A 23,201-nucleotide genomic window follows, 5' to 3' on the forward strand; every position below is an offset into this window, starting at 1 on the left:
TCATCAGCGTCGGTTAAGGGTGGATTATGAACGTTCGGTAAAGGTCTCCGAAGCGATGATCCAACTGGCAATGATTCGTATTATGATTCGACGTTTTTAATTTTTAGACAGCCTCTTAGACATTGTAAACATTTCCCCAAGAGGGGCAGCAGCCCTATTGCGTCTTGCAGTTCAAAAGTTATGCATTCATTTAGGAGAGAAGGGCAAGAATATTAATGATGATATTCAAAGCTTAGTAAAGAACAGAGGATTACCAGAAACGATGCAGCAAGCTCTTGACAGTGTACGAGTTATTGGAAATAACGCCGTTCACCCAGGAACAATTGACCTGAACGATAAAGCCGAAATTGCTCATGCTTTATTTGGCTTCGTTAATATCATTTGTGAAGTTCTTATCAGCCAGCCTAAAAAAATAAAAGAATATTATGAGAATAACATTCCTGAGGCCCTTAGGAATGCAATTGCAAAACGAGATAGTTAAAATTCTTGGCGTTACTAAGCCTGTCTCAGCATAATCATGCCGATAAGGTGTACGTAGTGTTAAGTCAGCCATAATCCAATTTGGTTTCATCGGCTTGTGTGTTGTGCGCGTTCCGCGTAGGGCAGTCACCGCTGACAAGATGCTCGCCGGTTGGGAGACTTTTCAGCCCAACCGAACAGGGGTGTAAAGGTCGAAGGTCTTCGCCCAAAGTGAACTAACTCGCTCACCATCAGCCCCTGTGGGTGTTGGGTGAAGTGTTCATCATGTGTGGCGTGGTCGGGTCCCCTGCGACAAGGCGAACGTCCCGACAGGAAGCTTAAAAGTGAGTTAGGCAGCTCACCTGTGACAGGGTAGCCGCTCCGAAAGGCAACTTTTGAGAGACTCGGCGGGTCATGTCCGACAGAGCAATCTTGCCGACAAGTCAGGCTTTGCCAGGCTCGGTTTCAACGGATGGTGTGCGTTATTAAGCTTCGCGCTTGGGCCTAAAAGTTTGGACTGTGCGTTGTTGTCCGCTCCGCGTGGGCGGCCCCCCGGTGACAGGAAGCACGTCCCGGAGGACAGCGGGCAGCCCAACTCAAACAGGGGTGTAAAGGTTCAAGTACAGCCGTTCAGTGAAGTAACTCACTCACCATCAACACCTGTGGGTGTTGGGTGGACCGAACAAGTAGTGAAAAAAGTACGTGAAAATCAGCGTCTCGGCGACAGGCGGCACGTCCCGTGACAGGGCGGTTTTGGCTTGTTGGGTGGCTCCCGTTGACAAGCCAACCGCCCCGTAATTTGGGCTTGGACAGGCAGGGCCGGGTTGCGGCCGACATGAGAAACGCCCCGGTTGGGCTAGCTCGACAGAACCGAATTTGCTACGTTGTTGCGCTTCGCCCATCGGCGTAAAGGCTTGGACTGTGCGTTGTCGTCCGCTCCGCGTGGGCAGGTCACTGCTGACAAGATGCTCGCCGGTTGGGACAGTTTGCAGCCCAACCAAGAAAGGGTGTAAAGGTCGAAAGTGCGTTTGTTTTAGTGAGCTAACTCGCATACCATCAGCCCTTTCGGGCGTTGGGTGCATAGCACAAGTATAAAAAAAGCGTGTATTCGGTCGCTCCGGCGACAGGTCGCACGTCCCGACAGGTGGGCTTTTGGGTCTCCATCTCCGGGTCGCTTGCGACAACGTGAACGCCCCGGTTGGGCCAGTTGAAACGTGAGTTTTCTGCCTTTTGGCCGACAAGCCAAACGCCTGAGTTGGCGGTCTTTGACAGGCGGGGCCGGGTTGCGGACGACACAGGCAACGCCCCGGTTCTTGCGGCCTGACAGAAGCGGATTGGTGCGTTGTTGAGCTTCGCCCGATGGCGTAAAAAAATCGGACTGTACGTTGTGTTCGCTCCGCGTGGGCGGGCTTCCGCTGACAAGATGCACGTCCCGCAGGAGACTTTGCAGCCCAACCAGGAAAGGGTGTAAAGGTGGCAAGTACATTTGTTTTAGTGAGCTGACTCGGACACCATCAGCCCTTTCGGGCGTTGGGTGAAATGTCCATCATGTGTGTCATGGGCGGGCTACTTGCGACAAGGCGCACGTCCCGACAAGCAGGTTTTGGCTTGTTGGGCGTGTCTCGTCTGACAACGTGAACGCCCCGACAGGCCGCGTTTCAGTTCGTCTGGCAGCGTCCTTGCGACAGGGTAGCCGCCCCGACAGGCAGGCTTTGACAAGGCTCGGTGGACAGCCATCGGCTCAAGAGCAGGCTCGGTTTAATCGGCTTGTGCCTTGTGCGCGCTCCGCGTGGGTGGGTCACCGCTGACAAGATGCTCGCCGGTTGGGACGCTTGGCAGCCCAACCGAGAAAGGGTGTAAAGGTTGCAAGCGTCTCGCGTTCAGGCAAGCAACTCGCTCACCATCAGTCCTTTCGGGCGTTGGGTGATGGTCCAAAATGTGCTTGCGTGGCAGCGTCCCGGCGACAGGCAGCGCGGCTCATTGGTCAGGTTTTTGGCTTCCATTTCCGGGTTTCGGCTGACACAGCGAACGCCCCGGTTGGGCAAGTTTGGGTTTGCCAGTCCAGCGTCTCGGCGACAAGGCGCATGTCCCGACAGGCAGGCTAAAGTGAGTTGAGCGGGTTCCCTGTGACACAGGAAACGCCCCGGCTGGGCAACTCCGACAGTATTCGGGCAGTTCCCGCCGACAGGCAGTGCGGCTCGACAGGTAGGTTTTAGCTTGTTTGCCATCTTCCCACCGACAGGCTAACCGCCCCGCACAGCAGTTCGGCAAAAAACCTGTTAGTGCATGAGCCAGAAAACTTTTAACTTTGTCAGGATAGCAAGAACGACAAAGAAATGCCTACTCATAAAACTAAGAAGTCCATTCCCCCTTTAGTGATACGCGGACGTAATGCGACAGGTAAAATCATTGAGGGTTCTATTCCTGCCGGTGAGTTGCCGACAGAAGAACCAGTCTTGGCTATTCAGAGAATATTAGCTAAACACAAAGACATCAAGCCTACGCCTATTCTCCCTGAATGACCGTCCCCTCGCTAACTTCGTTCGTGCTGGTGGATACGGGCGTGATGAGTCGTTTGTTTCTGAAAAAGCCGCAAATTGTCAAGGCATACCATGAACTGGTAGTCATGGCTGTACCTGTCATTTCAGCCAGCGTTTATATTGAGTTGATGCGGTGGCTGGTCAATATTCGAGGCCGTACGATTGACCCGATTACAAAAAGTGAGTTTGATGCTATCCGAAAGCAGTTAGATAAATATGTGCAGTTAAATCATGGCGACTGCATTGAGCTGGCTGTAGAAACCTGTCGGCTTTACCCAGACACTGGCCTGGGCGACTGTTTTACGATTGGGGTTGGTCTGTTTTTTGACGTACCTATTTTTACGCTCAACCAGAAACATTTTGAACGAGTACCGGGGGTTCGGCTTTATCGGCCTGATAACTACGAACTTTTGGAAACAAATTAATGGGTACGTTATCGGGCGACAGGCAGCACGTCCCAAATTCAAGGCTCGACAGCTCAACCGGCCATGTGTGTAAAGGCTCCCTACGGTCGCCATCACCACATGGGGTCGTTGGGTGGATAGAACAGGTATAAAAAAGCGTGTTTGTCGGGTCCCCTGCGACAAGGCGCACGTCTCTAATAGGCATGGCTTTTAGCTCGTTGGGCGGGTCACCTCTGACAAGGGAGCCGCCCCGACAAGTGGGCTTTAGAAAAAGCTCGGCGGGTGGTCTGCGACAGGCCAATCGCCCCGACAAGTCAGCCTTGGCAAGGCTCGGTACAAAGGCTTGAATTGGTGCGTTGTTGAGCTTTGCCCAGTGGTAAAAAAATTCGGGAAGTTGCGTTGTTGTTCGCTTGGCGTGGGGTAGCTTCCCTGCGACAGGATGCACGTCCCGCAGGAAGCATTGCAGCCCAACATCCACTGTGTTCGCGGGCGAACGAACCCAGAAGAACGCCTGAGAACAGAGAGCCCACCTTTGGCCTTATATTTACTAAGCTATCAGTAGCCCCTTGTGGGAAGATCGGCTCGTTTGTTGGTGCTTATCAACCCGTCCAACTTCCCGATTTGGCTATTGGTATGGACTGGCTCACCAGTTTATGCCTTGAGAACCCAACTGGCAGAGGGGCTACGGCCCTTACTCCGTACATCCTGATTATTGTCTTTCTAAAATAGCCCGCTGATAGCCTTTTATGTCAACTGCTTACTCCCTTCTAAGCATGAAAAAGCAGGATAACTAGCTGGCTATGCCCGTCGTCCACCAGCAGGTGGCGGGCATCGACATCGGCTCTCAATTCCACGTAGTGGCCGTGGGCGACGACCCGAAGCAATACGTTCAACAGTTCGGGGTCTCCACCAAAGAACTGTTTCGATTAGCTCAGTGGCTGATCGACCACCAGGTCAACCATGTGGCTTTGGAAGCTACGGGCGGCTACGAGCGAGCCTTGGTTAACGTGCTCCAAGAGACTGGATTTGACCTACTGGTAACCTCGGCAGCGAATACAAAAAACTACCGGCGGTTCAAATCCGACACGTCGGATGCCATCCACATCCGTACCTTGCACAGCCTGGGCTTGCTGCCACCGATTTTCTTGCCGGATGAGTTTTCGACGTTGATTCGGCCTTTGGTGCGGTTGCGCCGGAGTTTGCTGGAAGATGCCGCCGATTACATCCGGCGTATTCAGAAGGCTCTGCGGGCGGGTAATGTCCGGCTGGATGCGGTACTAACCGACACCAATTCGGTATCCGGATTGCGCGTCATTGCCGCTATCTGTCAGGGACAGGAAGGCCCCGTTGAACTGGCTGCACTGGTCGATAGTGGTTGCAAAAAGAAACCGGCCGAACTTAGTGAACTGCTCCGGGGCAATTGGAATGGGGCCATGCGCTTCGAAGGGAGGAGTAATTATCGGCTCTATCTCAACTTACAGGCTGAAATCGCTGAGTTAGAGAAGGAACTGGACAGGCACTTTACCGACCACACCAACGGGCTGGAACCGCCCCAAGTGGTAGCCGACCCTACGGTGGGCCGCCAGAAACTGCGCCAATCGCGCAACACCCCGCGACTACCTATCGAACAATATGCTCACAAACTGTTGGGAGTAGACCTGAGTAATATACCAGGCTTTGGCCGGGATGCCCTACTAACGTTTATGGCTGAGGTTGGGGAGTCGATCACCAAATTTCACTCAGCCAAAGCCTTCGCCAGGTGGCTGGGTTTCACTCCGAATAACAAAGCATCAGGGGGTAAGGTGTTGTCGCGTAAGACGTTGAAGAACAAGTCAACCTTGCCTAATCCGTTCCGAATGGTAGCCAATTCGCTGGGCAACATGAAGAAGCCTAACCCCATGACCGCGTTTTTTCAGCGGATTGCTTACCAGGCGGGCCGTATCAAAGCCATCACGGCAACGGCGCGGAAGTTGGCGGTGGTAGTGTACAAAATGCTGACGACGGGGGAAGCCTATGAGCCGACGAAGTTGATGTGCGATGTGGCCCAGGTGAAGCAGCAGCAAATTCGCCAGATGAAGAAGAAGTTAGTTAAGTTTGGGATAACGGGCGCAGATTTGGGACTTTTTACTAATTTGGGGGCTGCTTGATAATGAGACACTTAGAAGGCAGGCGTACATCTGACAAAGGGTGAAAAGGTCGGGGCGACCTCACCCATTTTAGCTATCTTGCTCATCCATCAGCCCTTGTGGGTGTTGGGTGAAAGTCCAAGCAAAAAAAGCGTGAATTTCATTGCTCCGGCGACAGGCCGCATGGCTCGACAGGTAGGCTCTTAGACTTCCATTTCGGGATTCCGTCTGACAGGGTGAACGCCCCGAAAATGAGTGCTTTGGTTTATAGGCCAGCGTCCGTGCGACAGGGGAAACGCCCCACAGGTTCGACAAAGTGACAAGCCTGCTATCTATTAATCGTTGTTTGAAATCACTGTAATCGGGTAATGTGGAAATTTGGTGTCGTCGGACAAAACGGTAAAACCGGTACTGGCTCCTTGAGCAATAATTATTCGGTCAAACTGGTCACGATGGTCTTTCACTAACTGAATTTCGTAGAACCGTTGAGAATGTTCGGGCGTAATAGCTAACACTTGTACCTGTAAATCACTCAATGCCTGGGCAATGAACGTTGATAGTGGCGTAGTGACTTTGATTTCTTTGGGCTTCGACTCGAATAACTGAGCAATTTCAATTAGTGAAATAGCACTGATAAACTTAGGGCTACTACCCGTCAATATTCGCGTAATGGCCTTCCCTATTTTCTCTGGTTTGTTATATGCATCAAGGAAAATATGCGTATCCAGTAAGTAACTCTTCATTACTTTAAATCATCGTCGAAAAGTGTGTCTGAGGTAAATAGTACATTTCTACCAGTACCCAGCTTTACTTTTGGTCTTCCATCTGGCTTTTTTGGAGTAGCTGATTTTGGCGTTGGTGATTTAGGTTTCGTTTTCATAGTAAAAAGTATTAGTTGCGTGAAAATACAACAAAAACCAACAAAACTTGGTGCGGTCGCTCCGCGTGGCCAGCTTTCCGGCGACAGGCAGCAGGCCACGAGGTCAACGTTTTCAGCCCAACCGAACGAGGCCGAAAAGGCTCCCTACGGTCGCCATCGGGCCGTCGTTGGCGTTGGGTGGCCCGAACAAGTATGAAAAAAGCGTGAGTACCAGCGTTCCGGCGACAGGCCGCACGTCCCGACAGGCAGGCTTTTGGGTTTCCATTTCGGGGTCGCTTGCGACAAAGTGAACGCCCCGGTTGGTGGGATTTGACAGGAGAGGCCGGGTTGCTTGCGACACCAGAAACGTTCCAGTGAGTTTTCGGCGATTTCGGGTAATTTTACCGCATGGGGAAACAAGCCAGCCAGTACGACAAGATTTTCAAAGAGAATATCGAAGCCGTCATTCCGAGTTTGATGCAGAATATTCTCGGCATTACGGCTGTTGAGTCAGAAGAATTGCCAGACGGACATTCAGCACACCAAAGAGCGCAAGCCTGATGTACTAAAGAAAATCAAGGATATGCAGGGCAAGATATTTGTTCTGCATCTTGAATTTCAGTTGGTTGATGAACCGGGGATGGTCTATCGCATGGCTGACTATCATATCATGCTGGCCCGAAAATATAAGATTCCCATTCGTCAATACGTGCTATTCCTGGGTTCTGGTATACCCAAAATGGAAACTCGATATGAAAGTGAGTTAATGCGTTATGAGTTCCCACTCATTGCCTTCACTAACCTTGACTATCACACGTTCCTCGAATCAGAACAGCCCGAAGAAGTGATTTTGGGCGTTTTAGCTGATTTCAAGGGTGAAAGTCCTGAAACAGTTCTGCATCAAATCATTCAACGGGTTGAAGAAACGACTCGGGGCGATTTAGCGTTAAAAAGATATTTCAGTCAGTTGCGCGTGTTAGCGCAGTTGCGTAACTTAGGACAAACACTCAGAGACCTCGCTATGGATAGCATCACCAAATTTGTAAGCGTTGAGAAGGATGCGGCTTACATGGTAGCTCAAGAAAAGGAGCAAATTAAGTTTGTAACTAATTTGCCGTCTAAAACCGACTTTGAATTAGAGAAGGTAGCTGATATAGCCGGTGTCTCGCTTGAGTTTGTAAGGAGCGTTCAACAAAAGCATTCTACCCAAAAGTAGTTAGGCCGGTCTCCAGTGACAGGTTGCGGGCCGCGAGTTCAACATTTTCAGCCCAACCGGCCATGTGTGTAAAGGCTCCCTACGGTCGCCATCACTACATGGAGGTGATAGTCCATAAAGTGCTTGCGGGGCGGGTTCCTTGCGACAACTTGAACGCCCCTCAAGGGCAAGTTTTTAGTTCTCATTTCCGGGTTGCGGTCGACAGAGGGAACGCCCCGACAAGGACAGTTTAGGTTTGCTGGGGCGCGTCCCGGCGACAGGGGACACGTCCCGATAGGCAAGGCTTTTGCTCGTGTGGTGGGTTGGATATGACAGTGTGAACGTTCTGAATAGCAAGTTGGGGCTTCTATTTTTAGCTTTCGTCTGACAGGGGAATGCCTTAATTGATTGAGCCTAAAAACTGGATTAGTTAGTTTCCTGTCAATAAGCCGTCTCTACTCTACGCAGCTTTGAGTAAAACATCAATAGGTATATCTAAACGGCTTGAGATTGCTTTTATTTGCCGTACAGAAAGCGAACGTTTCTCATGTAACAGTTCTGATAGGCGGCTTTTGCCACCTACCAGTTCTGCCATTTCTGCTGTTGTCACTCCGAGTTCTTCCATTTGGTATTTGATTGCTTCTATTGGATTCAAATCTCCAATTGGAAATTCCCGTTGTTCATAATCGTGTACCAAAATGCCAACTAACTCCAACATTTCCATTTCAGGAGTGCCGATTTCACAGTCAATTAGAGTCTCAATGAGCTCAATCGCTTCGTTGTATTGCTCCTCCGTTTTAATAGGCCGAGCAATGTACTTTTCTTGTGTAATAGATTCCATGTATATATTGTATTAAGTCTTAAAATCCAGCGAACTACGCGGTAAATAGCACCACTTAGGCCCTGCCCAACTCGTATATATAGCTTCTACTGCAATCTATCAACTCTTTATATTCCATTATATTGAACTTATATCTTTGATTTTATCATACTCAGCATGAGTATCAATGAAACGAACGTAGCACTGCTGTATCCCGTACTCAAACTTGACAATCAGTCGATAGTCATTGTGACGAATATTAAAAACAATGCGATTGTTGCCGACTGTATCGGCTCCTGGAAAGTTATCTTTAATTTCATTCGGGTTTGACCAATGCCGACTTGTTATTTTTTTGTACCATAATTGTAAGCCTACCTTTGCATTCGGTTCTCTCCCCCAAAAATCCCTTAAAGTTTTAATCTTAATTACGCGCATAAACTTCTGCTTCATATTATCAATATTTATGTGAAGTGGGCGCACCTTCATTGGCGAGTTACCATATTGGGAACAAAAATATGATTTACAATAGTTCCCAACAAGGGAAAATAGCTTAGCATTTCTTTGATTTAGTCGTTTTTGGTATCTTCACCCATTTAATTTACAAGCTATAAATTAAAATTGCAAAAGTTCGCTCCGCCAACGCAACCTTGTCCGGCGACAGGGTGCAGGCCCCGAAGTCAAGCCAGCAGCCCAACCGGCCATGTGTGTAAAGGCTCGTTCCTCGCCATCAACACATGAACTGTGTTAAAAGTCAAGCCGCCAGACGCAATATTGGCTGGTAATCGGCCTGATAATCCTCGTCGAACTTAACTACCGCAAATGCCTGACGGAGTAGTTTGTTACACACGGCTATCAAGGCAACTTTGGGCGGCTTGCCACCTGATTTGAGCCGTTGATAGAACTCCCGACAAGCGGTGTTGTAGTGAATCGCTGACCATGCAGCCATGTACAACATACCGCGCAGATGAGGGTCGCCAGTTCGACAAATGCCCTGGGTGAAGCCCGCTTTTGCCCGACTGATAAGTGAGGGGTACTACCCCGATGTACTTGGCTAAGGCTTTGGCCGAAGTGAAGTCCTGGAAGCCGTTCGTGGTCTCGATCAGGGCCCAAGCAATAGTCGAAGAAATGCCTTTAATGGAAGTGAGTCGCTTAAACTGTTGTTCAAAATCAGTTTGACAAAGCTGACTGATCTCCCCGCTTAACTGGTCAATGGCCTTGTCCAGATGGGTGAGCATGATTTGCAAACTTTGCTGGCTGGTCTGATCCTGAATGGGCAGAGGGGCAAAGGCGGCTTGTAGGTTCAATAACATCGTGCGTTGCTTCTTGTATTGGCGCAAAAGTGTTCGTTTCTGACTCATTTTGAGCAGGTTATCACTACTCATTTGAGACAAAGGAGGATTGAATACGAGGCCATATTGGGCCCGTAGAACGGCATCACGCGGGTCAGTTTTGGTAAGGCTCAATTGCATTTTGGCGAAATGATGGCCGCTCCGGCGGCCCGGTCTGTTTTGGGTTGATTACCGAGTAATCGACACGGGCCTGGGTAAAGAGATAAGCCAGTAAAACCGAGTAGGATCCAGTGGCTTCAAGGATGCAGTGGGCGTTGTTTGGCAAGCGCGTTTGAAGAGATCGAATGCCTTCGGGGTTGTTGCTGAAGTTGAGTAGCTGGCAGCCCTCTGATTGGGGCAGTGATACCGAAAGTGAGTCTTTTGAGACATCAATACCAACGTAGATTTTCATGGGTGAAAAGGGGAGAAAAAAAAGGCTGTATAAAGAAAAAAAGTCGTACTTAGAGGTTGAATTTTCGCAGGCTATCATAGCATACGCGGCTTTGACCAATTGAACTGTCCAGCTTTAGAAAATTCACCCGTGTGGGTAGGCACATGTGCTACAGGTTTGGCTTATGGAGACTCGGACTTGCTCACACGGGTAACTCTTTACGCTGCTAAAAGCAGTCTTTGGGGCGCGTTTATCGGTTCTGCTGCAAACGTACTATGGAGGTGTTGGGTGCATATCCATAAAGTGCGTGAGTGCCAGCGTCTCGGCAACAGGCAACACGTCCCAAAGGTCAGGTTTTTGCTCGTTGGTCGGGTTCTGTGTGACACAAGGAAGGACCCGGTTAGGCAGGTTTTGGTTTACGGGGCAGCGTCTTGGCGACAGTGCAATCGCCCCGCAAGTCAGGCTTTGAAAAAGTACAGCAATACAAAATGCGAAGTACATATTTTGTATTGAACGTGCGGCAATCGGCGAGTTAGCCGCAAGGCTGCCACAGACAGTAAACAACCAAAACATGTTCAAGAAATGAACAAAAGTGAAAAAGTAAAAACAAGAACTGTTGTAATTCCTGACGACTTAGAAGCTGTTAAAAAATTATGGTTTGACTATTTAGTTTGGGGTAACGACAAAATGCAAGAACTCTATGGTGTCCATCCTCATAATCCCAAAGAAGCTGTTGAACAAGACATCCAACAGATTAGTAAGTTTCAGCCACCTTATGGACAGCTAATCCTCGCTAATTATGAAGGTAAAGTATGTGGACTTGGAAGCCTAAAAAGTATTAGCTCCGAAATCGGTGAAATAAAACGGATGTTTGTTGACCCAACTAGTAGACGAATTGGGGCTGGACGAGCCATCCTTAAAGAACTTTTAGTTGAAGCAAAAAAAGTCGGTTATAAAAAAGTTCGGCTTGACAGTCCGAAGTTTATGGAAGCAGCTCACTCTTTATATAGAAGTTTTGGATTTCGTGACATTGATGCTTATCCAGAAATGGAAATCCCAGTAGAATTTAAAGACTATTTGTTATTTATGGAGTTAGATTTAACTGACGAGGATAAATAAGTCCAAAATGATAAGCCCATCAGCTAACACAAGTTTTGCATTAGATGGGCTGACGTGCAAACTTGGAACTTTGTGCTTCTATTCAAGTTGAGTGCTGATTAACAGTTTTGTGCTTCAAAAACCGCCCGAGTGCAAAGACCGAAAACGTTGGTTGTGGGTAAAAGGCTTGGAAATGCGTTGTTGTCCGCTCCGCGCGGGCAGGCTTCCGCTGACAAGACGCACGTCCCGTCGGACGGTTTTCAGCCCAACCGGCAAAGGGTGAAAAGGTCGCAAGCGACTCGCGTTCAGGTGAGTAACCCGTTGTCCATCAGCCCTTGTTGGCGTTGGGTGAACCGAACAGGTAGTGCTTGCGGGGCGGGTTCCGTGCGACACGAGAAACGCCCCGCAAGGGCAAGTTCGGGCTTCCATTTCCGGGCCTCGGCTGACAGGCCAACCGCCCGAAAGTCAACGTTTAGGTTTGCGGGGCAGCGTCTTGGCGACAGGGCAAAAGACCCGCAGGCGGGATTTTGGGTTTCCATTTTCGGGTCGCTTGCGACAAAGCGAACGCCCCGGCTGGGCCAGTTGAAACAGGAGTTTTTCACCTTTTGGCCGACAGACAGGTAGCCTGTCTCGACATGTTAGCCGGTGGACAAGGCTCGGTAGAAAAAAGTGGACCTTGTTTGCTCAGCGTTAACAAAAAACGCCCTCACTAAAAGTAAGGGCGTTTCGGAAATTAAACAAACACACCGCACGGGCGGCCCCGGAGATTACTCGTGGTAGGGTACGGCTTTAATTAGGCGTATGTCGTTCAGTTCAGGCACGTGCAAAATATTTTCAGCCGGAATAACACCCCGCCGAATCCAATTGCTGACTACGTTGGTTGATTTTAAACCGAACCGCTTGGCGTATTCGGCAGGAGTTAGCCAGTCCGTAAGCGGAAACTTGGTTCCGTTCTGTTGCAGGAAAGCAGTTGCTTCTTGAATAACCGCATCCGTTTCGGTTATCAACTCCTGAAATGTTTGTTTTTTCGTTGCTATTTTCATCGTTAAACGGGTTTATGGGGCCTTTCGGCCCCGTTTTACTTTTCCAGCTCGGCCAGAAGTTTTGTCAGTGTTATCATTTTGTCTAAAATCTCGTTCTTCTCGTCTTCGTCCATTCGTTCACTTGCGTCTCGGAGGTATTGTCGTAGGTGGGCTAATTGCATCCGAGCATTGACAATTACTCGTCTACGTTGTTCTTCATTCATAATCTCTATGTGTTTGTAATGTAAAGATAGGCTTGTTACGTTATGTAACAAACGGTCAAATATTAATTTTTGGGATTTTTTGCGTTTTTCGGTCGCCAAAAAAGTCCAACTTTGTAGGGCAAACCCCCAGCAACAGGAAGCAAGTCCATGTTCAGGGTTTGCAACCCAACCGGCGATGTGTGTAAAGGCTCCCTACGGTCACCATCAGCCCTTTGGGGCGATGAAGTACTTGTAAGTGGTCATGGTTTTTACCATTTTTACGTTGCACAAAACGAGTATGCAGACCGGCGAACGTAACCGCTCCGGCGGCCCGGTGTGATAGTAGGCCTTGAGCCTCAATTCCTATATGTTCCCTGCCCTGCTCTCAAAGGGGTCAGCGGGGTCTTCATCACGCCGATAGGCCTGCCTGCTGCCGGGCCGCCGGAGCGGTTGGGTGGTTAGCTCGACCCGCTGCCCTTTGAAAGTTCCTCTTTTTTAGCGACAAAGGCCAGCAGTAATCTTGGTTTTGTCTCAGGGACAAACCTAACAGGTGGGTGGAACATTCAAGCAGTGCTTGCGGGGCGGGTTTCGTGTGACAAATTGAACGGCCCACAAGGCGGGCTTTTTTACTCGTTAGATGGGTTGCGCTCGACAAGCCAACCGCCCCGTAGCTTGGACTTTAACAGTTTAGAAAGAAAGTGGGGTTCAAAAGGGTATATTTCGATAAGATTTCTCACATATAAAGAAGATTAGTTATGAAATATCAAAGTCGCTATCTATTGCTCATTTTGCTCTTAAGTAGCACGATTGGGTTTGCCCAGCGAAAAACGGATGAACTTGCTATTCGAGCCGTTTTGGAAGGCCATTCATTAGCCTGTTTGGATGCGGATGTTGAAAAAGCGGTGAGCTATTACGCTCGCTCTCCCTATGTGGCTACGGCTTTTAGCGAACCAGGCTATCAACGGGGTTATGACGCGGTAGCCGCTGCTTACCGAAAGGAGTTTGCTAACGGCCAGAAAAGTCCAGATAAACTTACAACAAAGGATTATCGCTACCGAATTACGGGTAATGTAGCGTTTGTAACCTACATTGAAACCTACACTAAACCAGACGGGACTATCCGCACTTCTCATAAAGCGGGCTATTTAGAGAAAGAAAATGGCCGCTGGAAGTTGATTGGTAATTTCTGGATACCTGAGAAAGCCCCTTGAAAAGTTAGTGATGGACCCTGTCATTAGAGGGGGCGATTACAACATCGAGAGTCTGCTTACCAAGATGTATGGGAAGGCTAAAGCCACTGAGTACTTCAAAATTCACACTACGGCCCACGCCGGCCCACAGGTATTTTACAAAGTAACTCAGTCGAAAGATTAACCAGACCATCAATTAGTATACTTATGTCTGCCCTGCGGGGCAGGTTCACCGGCGACAGGCACCACGTCCCGAAGGAGCGTTTTCAGCCCAACCTATCAAGGATGTAAAGGTTGCCACTACGTTTTTTTCAAGTAGCTTCCTCATCCATCAGTCCTTGAAGGAGTTGGGTGAAGCGTGAAAGCCAGTGTGTATCGTCCTGAAAAATGTTGACACCAATAACGTCCGTCAGAGGCAAGGGCAATGAACTTAGTTTCGCCACACAAAAAGGGGGCGTTTATACCCTGGTAGGCCGTTAGCCTGGTGTCTGTTAATCGTCAAACGCTCCGTCGGCGGGCCGTTTCTCAGGGTAAGCCTGCCACCCGTGCAAGTGCCACGATACCAACAGGCTATTGGGCGACCTGTTTCCTGCCAGACAACGGGTATCTACAAAAACCGTTTACGTGCTAATCGTGCCTGCGTCTGCCCGTAGCTTATATTTGTACGGTTAATTAACGGCATATAGGCTGCGTTATCTGATTTCCACGTCCGCTATGAATATTTTAAATTTTCCGATACATACGCTGAGTGCCCATAATGAGAAACGTCAACTGAACGAACTGAAAAACATAGTCAGGCATTTATCGACATCAGAAACGCCCCTGACGATACCGGAGATTGCCACCGGCGTTACGATTAGTGTACCCACCGCTACCAAACACATTCGGGACTTGCTGGAAAAACGGTGCGTGCTGGAAGAAGGCAAGAAAGAAACCGAGAATGGCCGGAAACCAGAACTGTATGCGCTGAATAAAGAAAAGTTTTATGCCGTTGGGGTAGAAATACTGTTGAAATGGATACAGGTGAGCATCGTTCGGATTGACTCAACTGTGTTGTATGAAATTTATAATGAGAGTTTTAGTCTGGACAACTCGCCGGACTGTCTGGATTATATTGTCTCCTTTGTTCAGTCGGCTATTGAGAAAACAGCCCTTCAGCCCGACCAGCTCATTGGCGTTGGCATCGGCATCGCGGGCACCGTGAACGGACATACGGGCAAATCGACGCATTACTTTAACTCGCCGGAGTTGTCGCTAAGTAAACAACTGGAAAATGCGCTTAACCTGCCGGTTATGATTGATTCGGATACGCGCGTAATCGGCATTGCCGAGCAGGTGGTGGGGGAAGCACAGGGCGCAGAAAACGTCCTGATTGTTAAAGTGAGCCGCAACCTGGGGCTGAGTATTATTCTGGATGGTAACCTGATATTTGGTGGCAAAGGATTTGCCGGTGAGTTTGGTCATCTACAAATCGGTAAGAAAGAACGGCTGTGCGTGTGCGGAAAAAAAGGGTGTTTAGAAACCGAAGTGTCGGGGTCGGCACTGCTGAAGGATTTGGAAGAAGCTTTAACGAAGGGGGAAACGTCCATTCATTTTCAACTCGCGAAACTGCCTGATTACCGGTATCACGACATTTTTAAGGCTGCCTTAGCGGGCGATTTACTTTCTATGAAACTAATCATGAATCAGGGCGACATACTCGGTCAGGCCCTGGGCAACATCGTCAACCTGCTAAACCCCGACCTGATTGTCATCGGTGGAGAATATGCCAGAGTGAATGAGTTTTTTATCGACTCCATAAAAACAGGCATCAAAAAAACGGGCCTGCTCCCTTCATTAGTCGATTGCAGGGTCGAAAGCTCCCGATTGGGGGGAAATTTAGGGGCTAAAGCCGGGGCCTATATGGTCTTCAAACGGTATGAAATGACAAGGTAGTAAGCAGCCAGCCAGTGCTGAATAGCCATGCGAAAAGAGAAAATAAAAAATTTTGTTGTTTTAATAAAAGCTTTTATTAAGTTTGTCTTACATAAAAAATACATTTAGTTTTAGTTCCCACCTATGAGGTAGCCCATCTCTTCTTTGGTGAGCGGTAGTAGTGTCTGTAATGCACAGTTTTTCACCTATTAATCTGTCAATCGTATGAATTTCAGACTCTTTACGTTCTTACTTGTCCTGCTCTCCGCACAGGCCACGCTCGCCCAGCGCACCCTGACGGGAACCGTGACCGACGCGAAATCCGGGGAGACACTCGCCGGAGCCAGTATTCTGGTTGCTGGTACGACCATCGGGGCCAGCACGGCGGGCGATGGTGTTTTCAAAATCAGCGCACCCGACAACGCATCGACGCTGGTGATTTCGTATATCGGGTACGTTAGCCAGAAAGTAGCTATTTCGGGCACGACCCCCCTAACGATTCGGTTGCAGCCGGATGCGACTTCGCTGGGCGAGGTAGTGGTGACGGCGTTGGGTATCGAGGGCCGGAAAACGCAGCTATCCTATGCCACGCAGCGGTTAGCGGCCAAGGAACTCAACCAATCGCGCAACGGCGACCTTGCCCAGCAGCTATCGGGGCAGGTGCCGGGCCTGTCCATTGGTACCAACAGCAGTTCGGGGGTGTCGTCGTCGCGTATTGTGCTGCGGGGTGAATCGTCGCTCAATATCATTAAGAATCAGCCACTTGTGGTGCTGGATGGGGTCGTTATCTCCAACAACCTCGACGCCACCGGGCAGGACGATATGCCGGTCGATTACGGCAATGGCCTGACCGACATCAACCCCGACGATATTCTGGACGTGTCGGTGCTGAAAGGCCCCAAAGCGGCCGCGCTGTATGGTACGCGGGCCGCCAATGGTGCTTTAGTCATTCGGACCAAATCGGGTCAGGAGAAAGAAGGCATCGGGGTATCTTTCAGTACAGGCCTTGCGGTCGAGGAGGTTAGCCGCTTCTGGGATGTTCAGAAAACGTATGGCGGGGGCTTCGACAACGTCTACCGGTCCGACTGGGGCGGTAACTACGGCGCGAAGGCTGAGGGTCAGCCGGTTGTACAGAACACCTATTTGCTGCCAAAGCCGGATGCCACGCCTTTTCTGTTCAGAATGGACCGGGAGGGTTTCTTCACCCAGGGACTGAGCACGAACAACAACCTGGCTATTTCGACCTCAAACGACCGGATGTATGCGCGGGTGTCGCTGTCGTACTTAGATAAATCGGGCTTTGTGCCGAACACCGATTACAGCAAAACCAACATTGGCCTGCGGTTGGGCGCGTCGCTCACCGAAAAACTGAGCGTCGATGTATCGGCGAATTATTCAAAGAGCGGGTCGAAAAACCTGCCCGTACTCGGTGCCGGTGGGCAGGGAATCATCAACAGCATGATTTGGAGCATGGGCAATTTCGATTTCAACGATTACCGCAACTATTGGGCACCCGGTCAGGAGGGTATTCAGCAGAATTATTTCCTGTCGTGGGCCAACAATCCCTATTTAATTGCCTACGAAAACCTCAACGGATTTAACCGCAACCGGGTGTTCGGCAACATAAAGGCGACCTATAAATTAGACGAGCATTTTTCCTTCTTCGCCCGGATTGGCACCGATTCGTATGACGACCGCCGACGTTCCCGGCGGCCGTCGGGTCAGAACGGCTTTGCCCTCGGCATGTATCGGGAGCAGGACATTCGCTTTGCGGAAACCAACGCCGATTTCCTGCTGTCCTACCTCGGCAAAATCACCGACAAGATTGGCGTGAAAGTCGATGCCGGGGCCAACCGGATGGACCAAACGTTTTCGAACGGAATCGCGCAAACCAACGCGCTGGGAATCAGGGGGGTGTATAACCTCGGTAATGCTGCCGACCGGCCTGTGCTGCGGCAAACCGACGCGGCCAAACGCATCAACAGCGTGTATGGCTCCGCCCGCTTCGACTACCAGAACAAACTGTATGTCGACGTAACGGGCCGCAACGACTGGTCCTCTACCTTACCCCTCGACAACAATTCGTTCTTCTATCCGTCGGTGGGGGTAAGCGCGGTTGTGTCCGAACTAATCGCCTTACCGAAAGCCGTTTCATTCGCGCAGGTCCGCACAAGCTGGGCCGCTACCGGCAACGATACCGACCCCTTGCTGACGCAGCGCGTGTTTGCGTTCGGCACCCTGCCCAGTTCCGTTCTCAACACGCCCTTGCTGACCAATCCGGGTTTGCGGCCCGAACGCACGGCGGCTTTCGAGATTGGCACTGAATTGCGGTTCCTGTCGGACCGAATCGGGGTTGAAGTGAATTATTACAACAACATCACCACCGACCAGATTCTGCAAACACCGGTCAGTCAGGCATCGGGGGCGACGAGCAGTTTAATCAATGCGGGGAAAATTCGGAATTCGGGCGTCGAGCTGTTGTTAAAAGCGAAGCCGGTTGTGGCCAAAGATTTCGTCTGGGATGTGAGCCTTAACTGGTCGCGCAACCGGGGCACCGTCGAAGAATTAGCGCCCGGCATCAACGCCTATGTGATTGCTCAGGGGCCTTCGGGCGGTACCGTCGAGGCCCGCGTTGGCGGCCGGATGGGCGACATCTACGGACGGGGTTTTGCCCGCTCACCCCAGGGCGACATTATTTACGACAGGGTAACGGTTAATAATCAGGTCATTGTCCGTCCGCGCGTTGGTTCGGGCATCATCAACGTGGGCAACTACAACCCCGACTGGACAGCCGGGCTAATCAACAGTTTCACATACCGAAACATTAACCTGCGGGTATTTTTCGACTACCGGAAAGGCGGGTCGATTTACACCCAAACGGGCGCGTTGATTTACCGGTCGGGTATCATCGCCGAAACCCTGCCCGGTCGCGAATCGCCCCTGACCCCCGCCGGTGTGTTGCAGAACGCCGATGGCTCGTTTAGTCCTAATACAATCAACACCACCGGTCAGGATTTCTACCGCGCTTATTACGCCGTCGAAAACGTGGAAGCCAACACCTACGAAGCCACATTCCTGAAACTGCGGGAAGCCTCGGTTGGGGTTAACCTGAAAGCATATCTGAAAAAACTGCCGATTGCCAGTGCCAACCTGTCGGTGTTTGGGCGCAACCTGTTCACCCACACCAAAGACCGCGCACTCCGGCACTTCAACCCCGAATCGTATGCGTTCAACAGTGGCGCGTTGGTGCCGGGTTTCGAGGCCGGTCAACTGCCCAGCACCCGCACGTATGGTTTTAATTTATCCGTTGGCTTCTAACCTGGACACCCATGAAAAAGACTTCACTTTATTCGCTCTTTCTGTTGGTCGGGCTGACCGTTGGCTGCACCAATAACTTCGAGGAGATTAACAAAAACACCAACGCGCCCACCGAAACCAACGTCGGTTCGCTGTTGCCGAGTGTTATTTTTGAACCCATCAACCCGCACATGCTGCTGCAAACCTGGCTAACCGACCAGGTGATGCAGTACGTGGTGCGCCGGAACGATAACCAGTTGGACGCCTACGATTTCTCGACGGGGCAGCCCTACTTCGGGGGCGTTTGGCGGGCTAACTATGCGGCCATTCGGAACGCCAACGACATGATGGCGACTGCCGAAACGCTGAAACTCCCCGCCTACGTAGCTGCCGGGCTGATTATGAATGCCTACCACATGGCCACCATCAGCGAACTCTGGATTGACGCGCCTTTCACCGATGCCGGTAAAGGCGGGGGCAATGTGGCACCTGCCTACAGCAGTCAGCAGGCGATTTATACGGCGGTGCTGAACGACCTGGACCGGGCTAATACCCTGTTGGACAACACCGCGAAGTTTACGCTGGGGGGCGACGTGCTGTTCAAAGGCGACGTGACGAAGTGGAAAAAATTAGCGAATTCACTGCGGCTGCGGTATCTGCTGCGCCTGTCGAACCGGGCCGAAATCAATGCGGGGCAGGAAATCAAAAAGATGGTGGACAACCCGGCTACCTACCCGATTATCAGCAGCAATGCCGAAGCAGGCATTTACGATTTCAGCGGGGTCATTCCCGATGCATCCGTGGTGTCGACCCTGTTGCCCGCGTCGCTGGGGGGTGTCAGCCCGTCGAAGCGGTTCATCGACGTATTGCTGCCCACTAACGACCCGCGACTCGATTTCTTCATCCTGAAACCCCGCAACAGCGCGGCCTTCCCGAATCACGAAGGCGTATTGAGCGGTACGACCCGCGAAGCCGCCCAATCGACCAATGGCAACAGTGATGAGAATGCCTCCACGCTGACGAAGCGGTTTACCGAGAACAGGGGCCTGCTCGATTATGCCATCATTACGTATTCAGAAGTGCAGTTTATTCTGGCCGAAGCGCGTTTGAAAGGCTGGATTACGACAGGTACGGCAAAGGAGTATTACGAAAAAGCCATCACGGCCAACTTCGATTACTGGAAACTGGCGGTGCCGGCGGGATTTTTAGCGCAACCGAAAGTAGCCTGGGACAACACCTTAGAGCGGCTGATGGACCAGAAATGGATTGCGTATTACATGACCAATACCGTAGAAGCCTGGGGGGAGCAAAAGCGCACTGGATTGCCCGCCCTGAAACCTGGCCCGCTGGCTACTACCATCACCAAAGGACTGATTCCAACGCGGGTGTTTTACCCAACCCTCGAACAGTCGGTGAATGGCGACAACTACAAATCCGCAACCACCAGCATCGGGGGCGACAACATCACGGCCCCGCACTGGTATCAGAAAAAATAGTTTGTAGTTCGTAGTTTGTGGTTTTCGAGTTAGCTGAGGCCGTATCCTCGGTCTGTGTCCTCACAGACCGCTGTCAATCAGGTAGGTATAGCGGTCTGTGAGGACACAGACCGAGGACGCGCCCCGCACTGGTATCAGAAAAAATAGTTTGTAGTTCGTGGTTGGTGGTTGGTTGACTGCTTCGAGGGCCCGGCGTCAGTTACTCTTGCGTCAGCCAACCGTAAACCACAAACCGTAAACTATAAACCTAAAAACAATGCCCCAACACTCGAAACAGACACCCGAATCAATGGCTGCGAACGTGGCCTACTTCGACCAGTTTAAACACAAAGGCATTCCGCTGATGTTCATCGACAGTGTGATTCCGAATCATTATCGGATGAACTATGCCATCGTGGGGGATACGGCCAGCGAAAACCCGGACTTTGAAAACCAGCGGGCCATCTCGACCCCGCATAATTTCCAGATTGGTATGGGCTGGGCACCGCCCGGCAACGGTCCCCACTGGCACACGCACGATTATGTGGAGATGTTTGTGCCGCTGAAAGGCCCCTGGCGTTTCTACTGGTCGAACGACCCCAACCCCGAAAACCCCGACGGTGAGGGTAGTTTTCTGCTGAACGAGTGGGATATTATTTCGTTGCCCCCCGGTGTGTATCGTCGGTTTGAAAACGCCGGAACGGAAATTGCCTGGTTTTTTGCTGTGTTGGAAGCGCATAAAGTCTATGAAGGCAAAGACCCGTACTGGTCGCCAATTGTGGAGCGCGAAGCGGGCCAACAGGGCTTTCGGGCCAACGAACAGGGCAAAATGGTGAAACCCGATAATTACACAGCCATCCAGACCGATTTACAGCAACGACTCATGCAATCGTTCGAGACGCTGGAAGGGAAGAGTTTGGCCGAGTTTTCGCCAGTAACCCCACCCCCGGCCCCTCCCCTTAAAACAAGGGGAGGGGAGTAATCCCGGCTTTTTTAGCCCCTCCCCTGCTTTTCAGGGGAGGGGTTGGGGTGGGGTAGATTGCCCAACCAATCCAATGAAAGAACCGCTCATCCTAATCCCCGGTACGCTCTGCGATGCCAGCCTGTTTGCTTCTCAGGTTGCGGCTTTATCCGATTTAGCCGACTGCCGGGTGGTGGACAGTAGCCGGGCTGACCCGCTGACCGAAATGGCCGCACTGATTCTGGCGGAGGAAGCGGGCAATTTTGCGTTGGCGGGACTGTCGTATGGGGGTATTATCGCGTTTGAAATCTGGCGGCAGGCTCCAGAACGGGTTAGCAAACTGATTCTGATGAACACCAATTATAAAGCACCCTCCGAAACAACCCGTGCGAATCAGGAGCGATTTGTGGGCATGGCTGGGCTGGGAAAATTCCGGGAAATAACCACCGATATCCTGACCGATGCTATGCTTCATCCTGACCACGCTCAACAACCCGAATTGCGCGGAACCGTGCTAAACATGGCCTTAAACGTGGGTGAGGCCGGTTTTGTCCGACAAATCAAAGCGCAATTAGCTCGCCCCGATAGCTCCGCAGATTTACCAACAATTACCTGCCCCACATTGCTCATCGCCGGACGAGAGGATAAAATCTGTCCGCCTGCCTTACATGAGGAAATGGCCCGACTGATTCCTAATTCCTATCTGGAAATCATTGAGCAGTGCGGGCATTTGAGTGCATTGGAACAACCGGATAGAGTGAATGGGGTAATTCGGAAATGGTGGTTGAATAACTCCTCAACCGACCCGTCGGTGGTGCGGCATTCCGACCGCCCCTGAAGGGCAAGGGCTGTCAAGGGCTGACTTTTAAATCACATACTGAGGACCTTTTGTCGGCCAGGCTTTACCCCCCGTCCCCCTGAAGGGGGTGTGGACTCGGCCAAAACCGCCGGAGGTATTCAGGTCCTCACCCCCTTCAGGGGGACGGGGGGTGTGGCCGCTGCCGGGTAAGGAGATAGTACTTAACAGCCCTGCCTGAAGGGGTGGGGAGTAAAGTTTTAATAGACCTAAAGCGTGCGTAAAAATAAACTTAAACAAATCTGGCAGTCAGGCGGAACGGTGCTCAACGGCTGGCTGCACATTCCCAGTAGCTGGTCGGCGGAGTTGATGGCTCATGCCGGTTGGGACAGCGTGACGGTGGATATGCAGCACGGCCTGCACAGCATGGAAACGGCCATTCAATTGCTGCAGGCCATCTCGACCACCGATACCGTGCCCCTCGCCCGCGCCAACTGGAACGAGCCGGGTCAGATGATGCGGCTACTTGACGGCGGAGCTTACGGCATGATTTGCCCCATGATTGACACCCGCACCCAGTGCGAAGCGTTCGTAGGGGCCTGCCGATACCCGCCCGTGGGTTACCGGAGTTTCGGACCGACGCGCGCACGGGTGTATGGCGGGGCCGATTATGGACTCTACGCCAACGATGAAATCATCACCATCGCGATGGTCGAAACCGCCGAAGCACTCGCCAATATCGACTCCATTGCGTCGGTGCCGGGATTAGAGGCCATTTTTGTCGGTTCGGCAGATTTGCTGCTGTCGCTGACGGGGAAAATGACCGCCGATTCCAGCACACAATCAATTATAAATCAGGCGTTAAGCACAATTGTTGCCAGTTGCCGGAAGCACAACATTATAGCGGGAATTTTCTCGACATCAGTGGCTGAGTGTCGGCAATTGATGCAGCAGGGATTTCGATTCATCACCCTAAAATCCGACAGCATGATTCTGAGCGAATACGCGACCCAATTGGTGGGCGAACTTAGAACCGCCTTGCCTACGCCCTCAACACCCCCCGTCCCGGAACGCCGGACCGCCCTGAAGGGGGTGAGGACCTGAATACCTCCGGCGGTTTTGG

Annotated in this window: 24 protein-coding genes; 13 read left to right on the forward strand and 11 right to left on the reverse strand. The window is 51.1% G+C overall.

Annotated features, from left to right (window positions below; genetic code table 11):
• Positions 1-121 precede the first annotated feature (121 nt).
• Positions 122-481, forward strand: a complete 360-nt coding sequence (locus tag ACYVI1_RS02020; protein ID WP_460906208.1) for a DUF4145 domain-containing protein — start codon at positions 122-124, stop codon at positions 479-481.
• Positions 482-1,492: 1,011 nt separating this feature from the next.
• Here the strand turns inward: ACYVI1_RS02020 and ACYVI1_RS02025 are convergent.
• Both ACYVI1_RS02025 and ACYVI1_RS02030 read right to left on the reverse strand, forming a co-directional pair.
• The gene (locus tag ACYVI1_RS02025; RefSeq protein ID WP_460906164.1) at positions 1,493-1,939 is read right to left on the reverse strand and encodes a hypothetical protein; all 447 of its coding nucleotides are present in this window, start codon (positions 1,937-1,939) and stop codon (positions 1,493-1,495) included.
• A 400-nt stretch (positions 1,940-2,339) separates the two neighbouring features.
• Positions 2,340-2,687: a hypothetical protein gene (locus ACYVI1_RS02030; RefSeq protein ID WP_460906166.1), complete on the reverse strand. Its 348-nt coding sequence runs from the start codon at positions 2,685-2,687 to the stop codon at positions 2,340-2,342.
• Positions 2,688-2,977: 290 nt separating this feature from the next.
• Between ACYVI1_RS02030 and ACYVI1_RS02035 the strand changes: the two genes are divergently transcribed.
• Both ACYVI1_RS02035 and ACYVI1_RS02040 read left to right on the forward strand, forming a co-directional pair.
• Positions 2,978-3,424 carry a type II toxin-antitoxin system VapC family toxin gene (locus ACYVI1_RS02035; RefSeq protein WP_460906168.1) on the forward strand — a complete coding sequence of 149 codons (447 nt, stop codon included), beginning with the start codon at positions 2,978-2,980 and terminating at the stop codon, positions 3,422-3,424.
• Between the two features lie 779 nt (positions 3,425-4,203).
• Complete coding sequence (locus tag ACYVI1_RS02040; protein WP_460906170.1) at positions 4,204-5,550, forward strand: IS110 family RNA-guided transposase; 1,347 nt, start codon at positions 4,204-4,206, stop codon at positions 5,548-5,550.
• A gap of 314 nt (positions 5,551-5,864) precedes the next feature.
• Here the strand turns inward: ACYVI1_RS02040 and ACYVI1_RS02045 are convergent, their stop codons facing one another.
• The 3 genes from ACYVI1_RS02045 to ACYVI1_RS02055 form a co-directional block, all read right to left on the reverse strand.
• Positions 5,865-6,272 (reverse strand): type II toxin-antitoxin system VapC family toxin, encoded by a 408-nt coding sequence (locus tag ACYVI1_RS02045; RefSeq protein WP_460906172.1) that lies wholly within the window; start codon positions 6,270-6,272, stop codon positions 5,865-5,867.
• Entirely contained in the window at positions 6,272-6,409 is a 138-nt protein-coding gene (locus tag ACYVI1_RS02050; RefSeq protein WP_460906174.1) for a hypothetical protein, read from the reverse strand. The genes ACYVI1_RS02045 and ACYVI1_RS02050 overlap by 1 nt, the downstream gene beginning before the upstream one ends.
• 112 nt (positions 6,410-6,521) lie before the next feature.
• Complete coding sequence (locus ACYVI1_RS02055; RefSeq protein WP_460906176.1) at positions 6,522-6,749, reverse strand: hypothetical protein; 228 nt, start codon at positions 6,747-6,749, stop codon at positions 6,522-6,524.
• 144 nt (positions 6,750-6,893) lie between these two features.
• On the opposite strand from ACYVI1_RS02055, the gene ACYVI1_RS02060 reads away from it, so the two are divergent.
• Positions 6,894-7,604 carry an RpnC/YadD family protein gene (locus tag ACYVI1_RS02060; protein ID WP_460906178.1) on the forward strand — a complete coding sequence of 237 codons (711 nt, stop codon included), beginning with the start codon at positions 6,894-6,896 and terminating at the stop codon, positions 7,602-7,604.
• Positions 7,605-8,043: 439 nt separating this feature from the next.
• On the opposite strand, the gene ACYVI1_RS02065 is transcribed toward ACYVI1_RS02060, so the two are convergent.
• From ACYVI1_RS02065 to ACYVI1_RS02080, 4 genes are all read right to left on the reverse strand, one after another.
• On the reverse strand, positions 8,044-8,424 hold the full coding sequence (locus ACYVI1_RS02065; RefSeq protein WP_460906180.1) for a helix-turn-helix domain-containing protein: 381 nt from the start codon (positions 8,422-8,424) through the stop codon (positions 8,044-8,046).
• A gap of 117 nt (positions 8,425-8,541) precedes the next feature.
• The gene (locus ACYVI1_RS02070) at positions 8,542-8,889 is read right to left on the reverse strand and encodes a type II toxin-antitoxin system HigB family toxin (RefSeq protein ID WP_460906182.1); all 348 of its coding nucleotides are present in this window, start codon (positions 8,887-8,889) and stop codon (positions 8,542-8,544) included.
• A gap of 353 nt (positions 8,890-9,242) precedes the next feature.
• Positions 9,243-9,761, reverse strand: a complete 519-nt coding sequence (locus tag ACYVI1_RS02075) for a transposase (RefSeq protein WP_460906184.1) — start codon at positions 9,759-9,761, stop codon at positions 9,243-9,245.
• Positions 9,762-9,846: 85 nt separating this feature from the next.
• Positions 9,847-10,143, reverse strand: a complete 297-nt coding sequence (locus tag ACYVI1_RS02080; RefSeq protein ID WP_460906186.1) for an IS110 family transposase — start codon at positions 10,141-10,143, stop codon at positions 9,847-9,849.
• A gap of 561 nt (positions 10,144-10,704) precedes the next feature.
• Between ACYVI1_RS02080 and ACYVI1_RS02085 the strand changes: the two genes are divergently transcribed.
• Positions 10,705-11,241 carry a GNAT family N-acetyltransferase gene (locus ACYVI1_RS02085; protein ID WP_460906188.1) on the forward strand — a complete coding sequence of 179 codons (537 nt, stop codon included), beginning with the start codon at positions 10,705-10,707 and terminating at the stop codon, positions 11,239-11,241.
• 284 nt (positions 11,242-11,525) lie between these two features.
• On the opposite strand, the gene ACYVI1_RS02090 is transcribed toward ACYVI1_RS02085, so the two are convergent.
• Complete coding sequence (locus ACYVI1_RS02090) at positions 11,526-11,822, reverse strand: hypothetical protein (RefSeq protein WP_460906190.1); 297 nt, start codon at positions 11,820-11,822, stop codon at positions 11,526-11,528.
• Positions 11,823-11,987: 165 nt separating this feature from the next.
• Positions 11,988-12,263, reverse strand: coding sequence for a hypothetical protein (locus tag ACYVI1_RS02095; RefSeq protein ID WP_460906191.1), 276 nt, complete (start codon positions 12,261-12,263; stop codon positions 11,988-11,990).
• A 937-nt stretch (positions 12,264-13,200) separates the two neighbouring features.
• Between ACYVI1_RS02095 and ACYVI1_RS02100 the strand changes: the two genes are divergently transcribed.
• From ACYVI1_RS02100 to ACYVI1_RS02135, 8 genes are all read left to right on the forward strand, one after another.
• Entirely contained in the window at positions 13,201-13,656 is a 456-nt protein-coding gene (locus tag ACYVI1_RS02100) for a YybH family protein (protein WP_460906192.1), read from the forward strand.
• Between the two features lie 10 nt (positions 13,657-13,666).
• Positions 13,667-13,819, forward strand: coding sequence for a hypothetical protein (locus ACYVI1_RS02105; protein WP_460906194.1), 153 nt, complete (start codon positions 13,667-13,669; stop codon positions 13,817-13,819).
• Between the two features lie 530 nt (positions 13,820-14,349).
• Complete coding sequence (locus ACYVI1_RS02110) at positions 14,350-15,570, forward strand: ROK family transcriptional regulator (RefSeq protein ID WP_460906196.1); 1,221 nt, start codon at positions 14,350-14,352, stop codon at positions 15,568-15,570.
• A gap of 204 nt (positions 15,571-15,774) precedes the next feature.
• Positions 15,775-18,867 carry a SusC/RagA family TonB-linked outer membrane protein gene (locus ACYVI1_RS02115; protein WP_460906198.1) on the forward strand — a complete coding sequence of 1,031 codons (3,093 nt, stop codon included), beginning with the start codon at positions 15,775-15,777 and terminating at the stop codon, positions 18,865-18,867.
• 11 nt (positions 18,868-18,878) lie between these two features.
• On the forward strand, positions 18,879-20,342 hold the full coding sequence (locus ACYVI1_RS02120; protein ID WP_460906200.1) for a SusD/RagB family nutrient-binding outer membrane lipoprotein: 1,464 nt from the start codon (positions 18,879-18,881) through the stop codon (positions 20,340-20,342).
• A gap of 256 nt (positions 20,343-20,598) precedes the next feature.
• Positions 20,599-21,303: a cupin domain-containing protein gene (locus tag ACYVI1_RS02125; protein ID WP_460906202.1), complete on the forward strand. Its 705-nt coding sequence runs from the start codon at positions 20,599-20,601 to the stop codon at positions 21,301-21,303.
• 73 nt (positions 21,304-21,376) lie between these two features.
• A complete protein-coding gene (locus tag ACYVI1_RS02130) occupies positions 21,377-22,120 on the forward strand; it encodes an alpha/beta fold hydrolase (RefSeq protein ID WP_460906204.1) in 744 nt (247 codons plus the stop codon).
• A 234-nt stretch (positions 22,121-22,354) separates the two neighbouring features.
• Positions 22,355-23,182 carry an HpcH/HpaI aldolase family protein gene (locus tag ACYVI1_RS02135; protein ID WP_460906206.1) on the forward strand — a complete coding sequence of 276 codons (828 nt, stop codon included), beginning with the start codon at positions 22,355-22,357 and terminating at the stop codon, positions 23,180-23,182.
• Positions 23,183-23,201: the final 19 nt, after the last annotated feature.

Source organism: Spirosoma areae, from assembly GCF_054781775.1.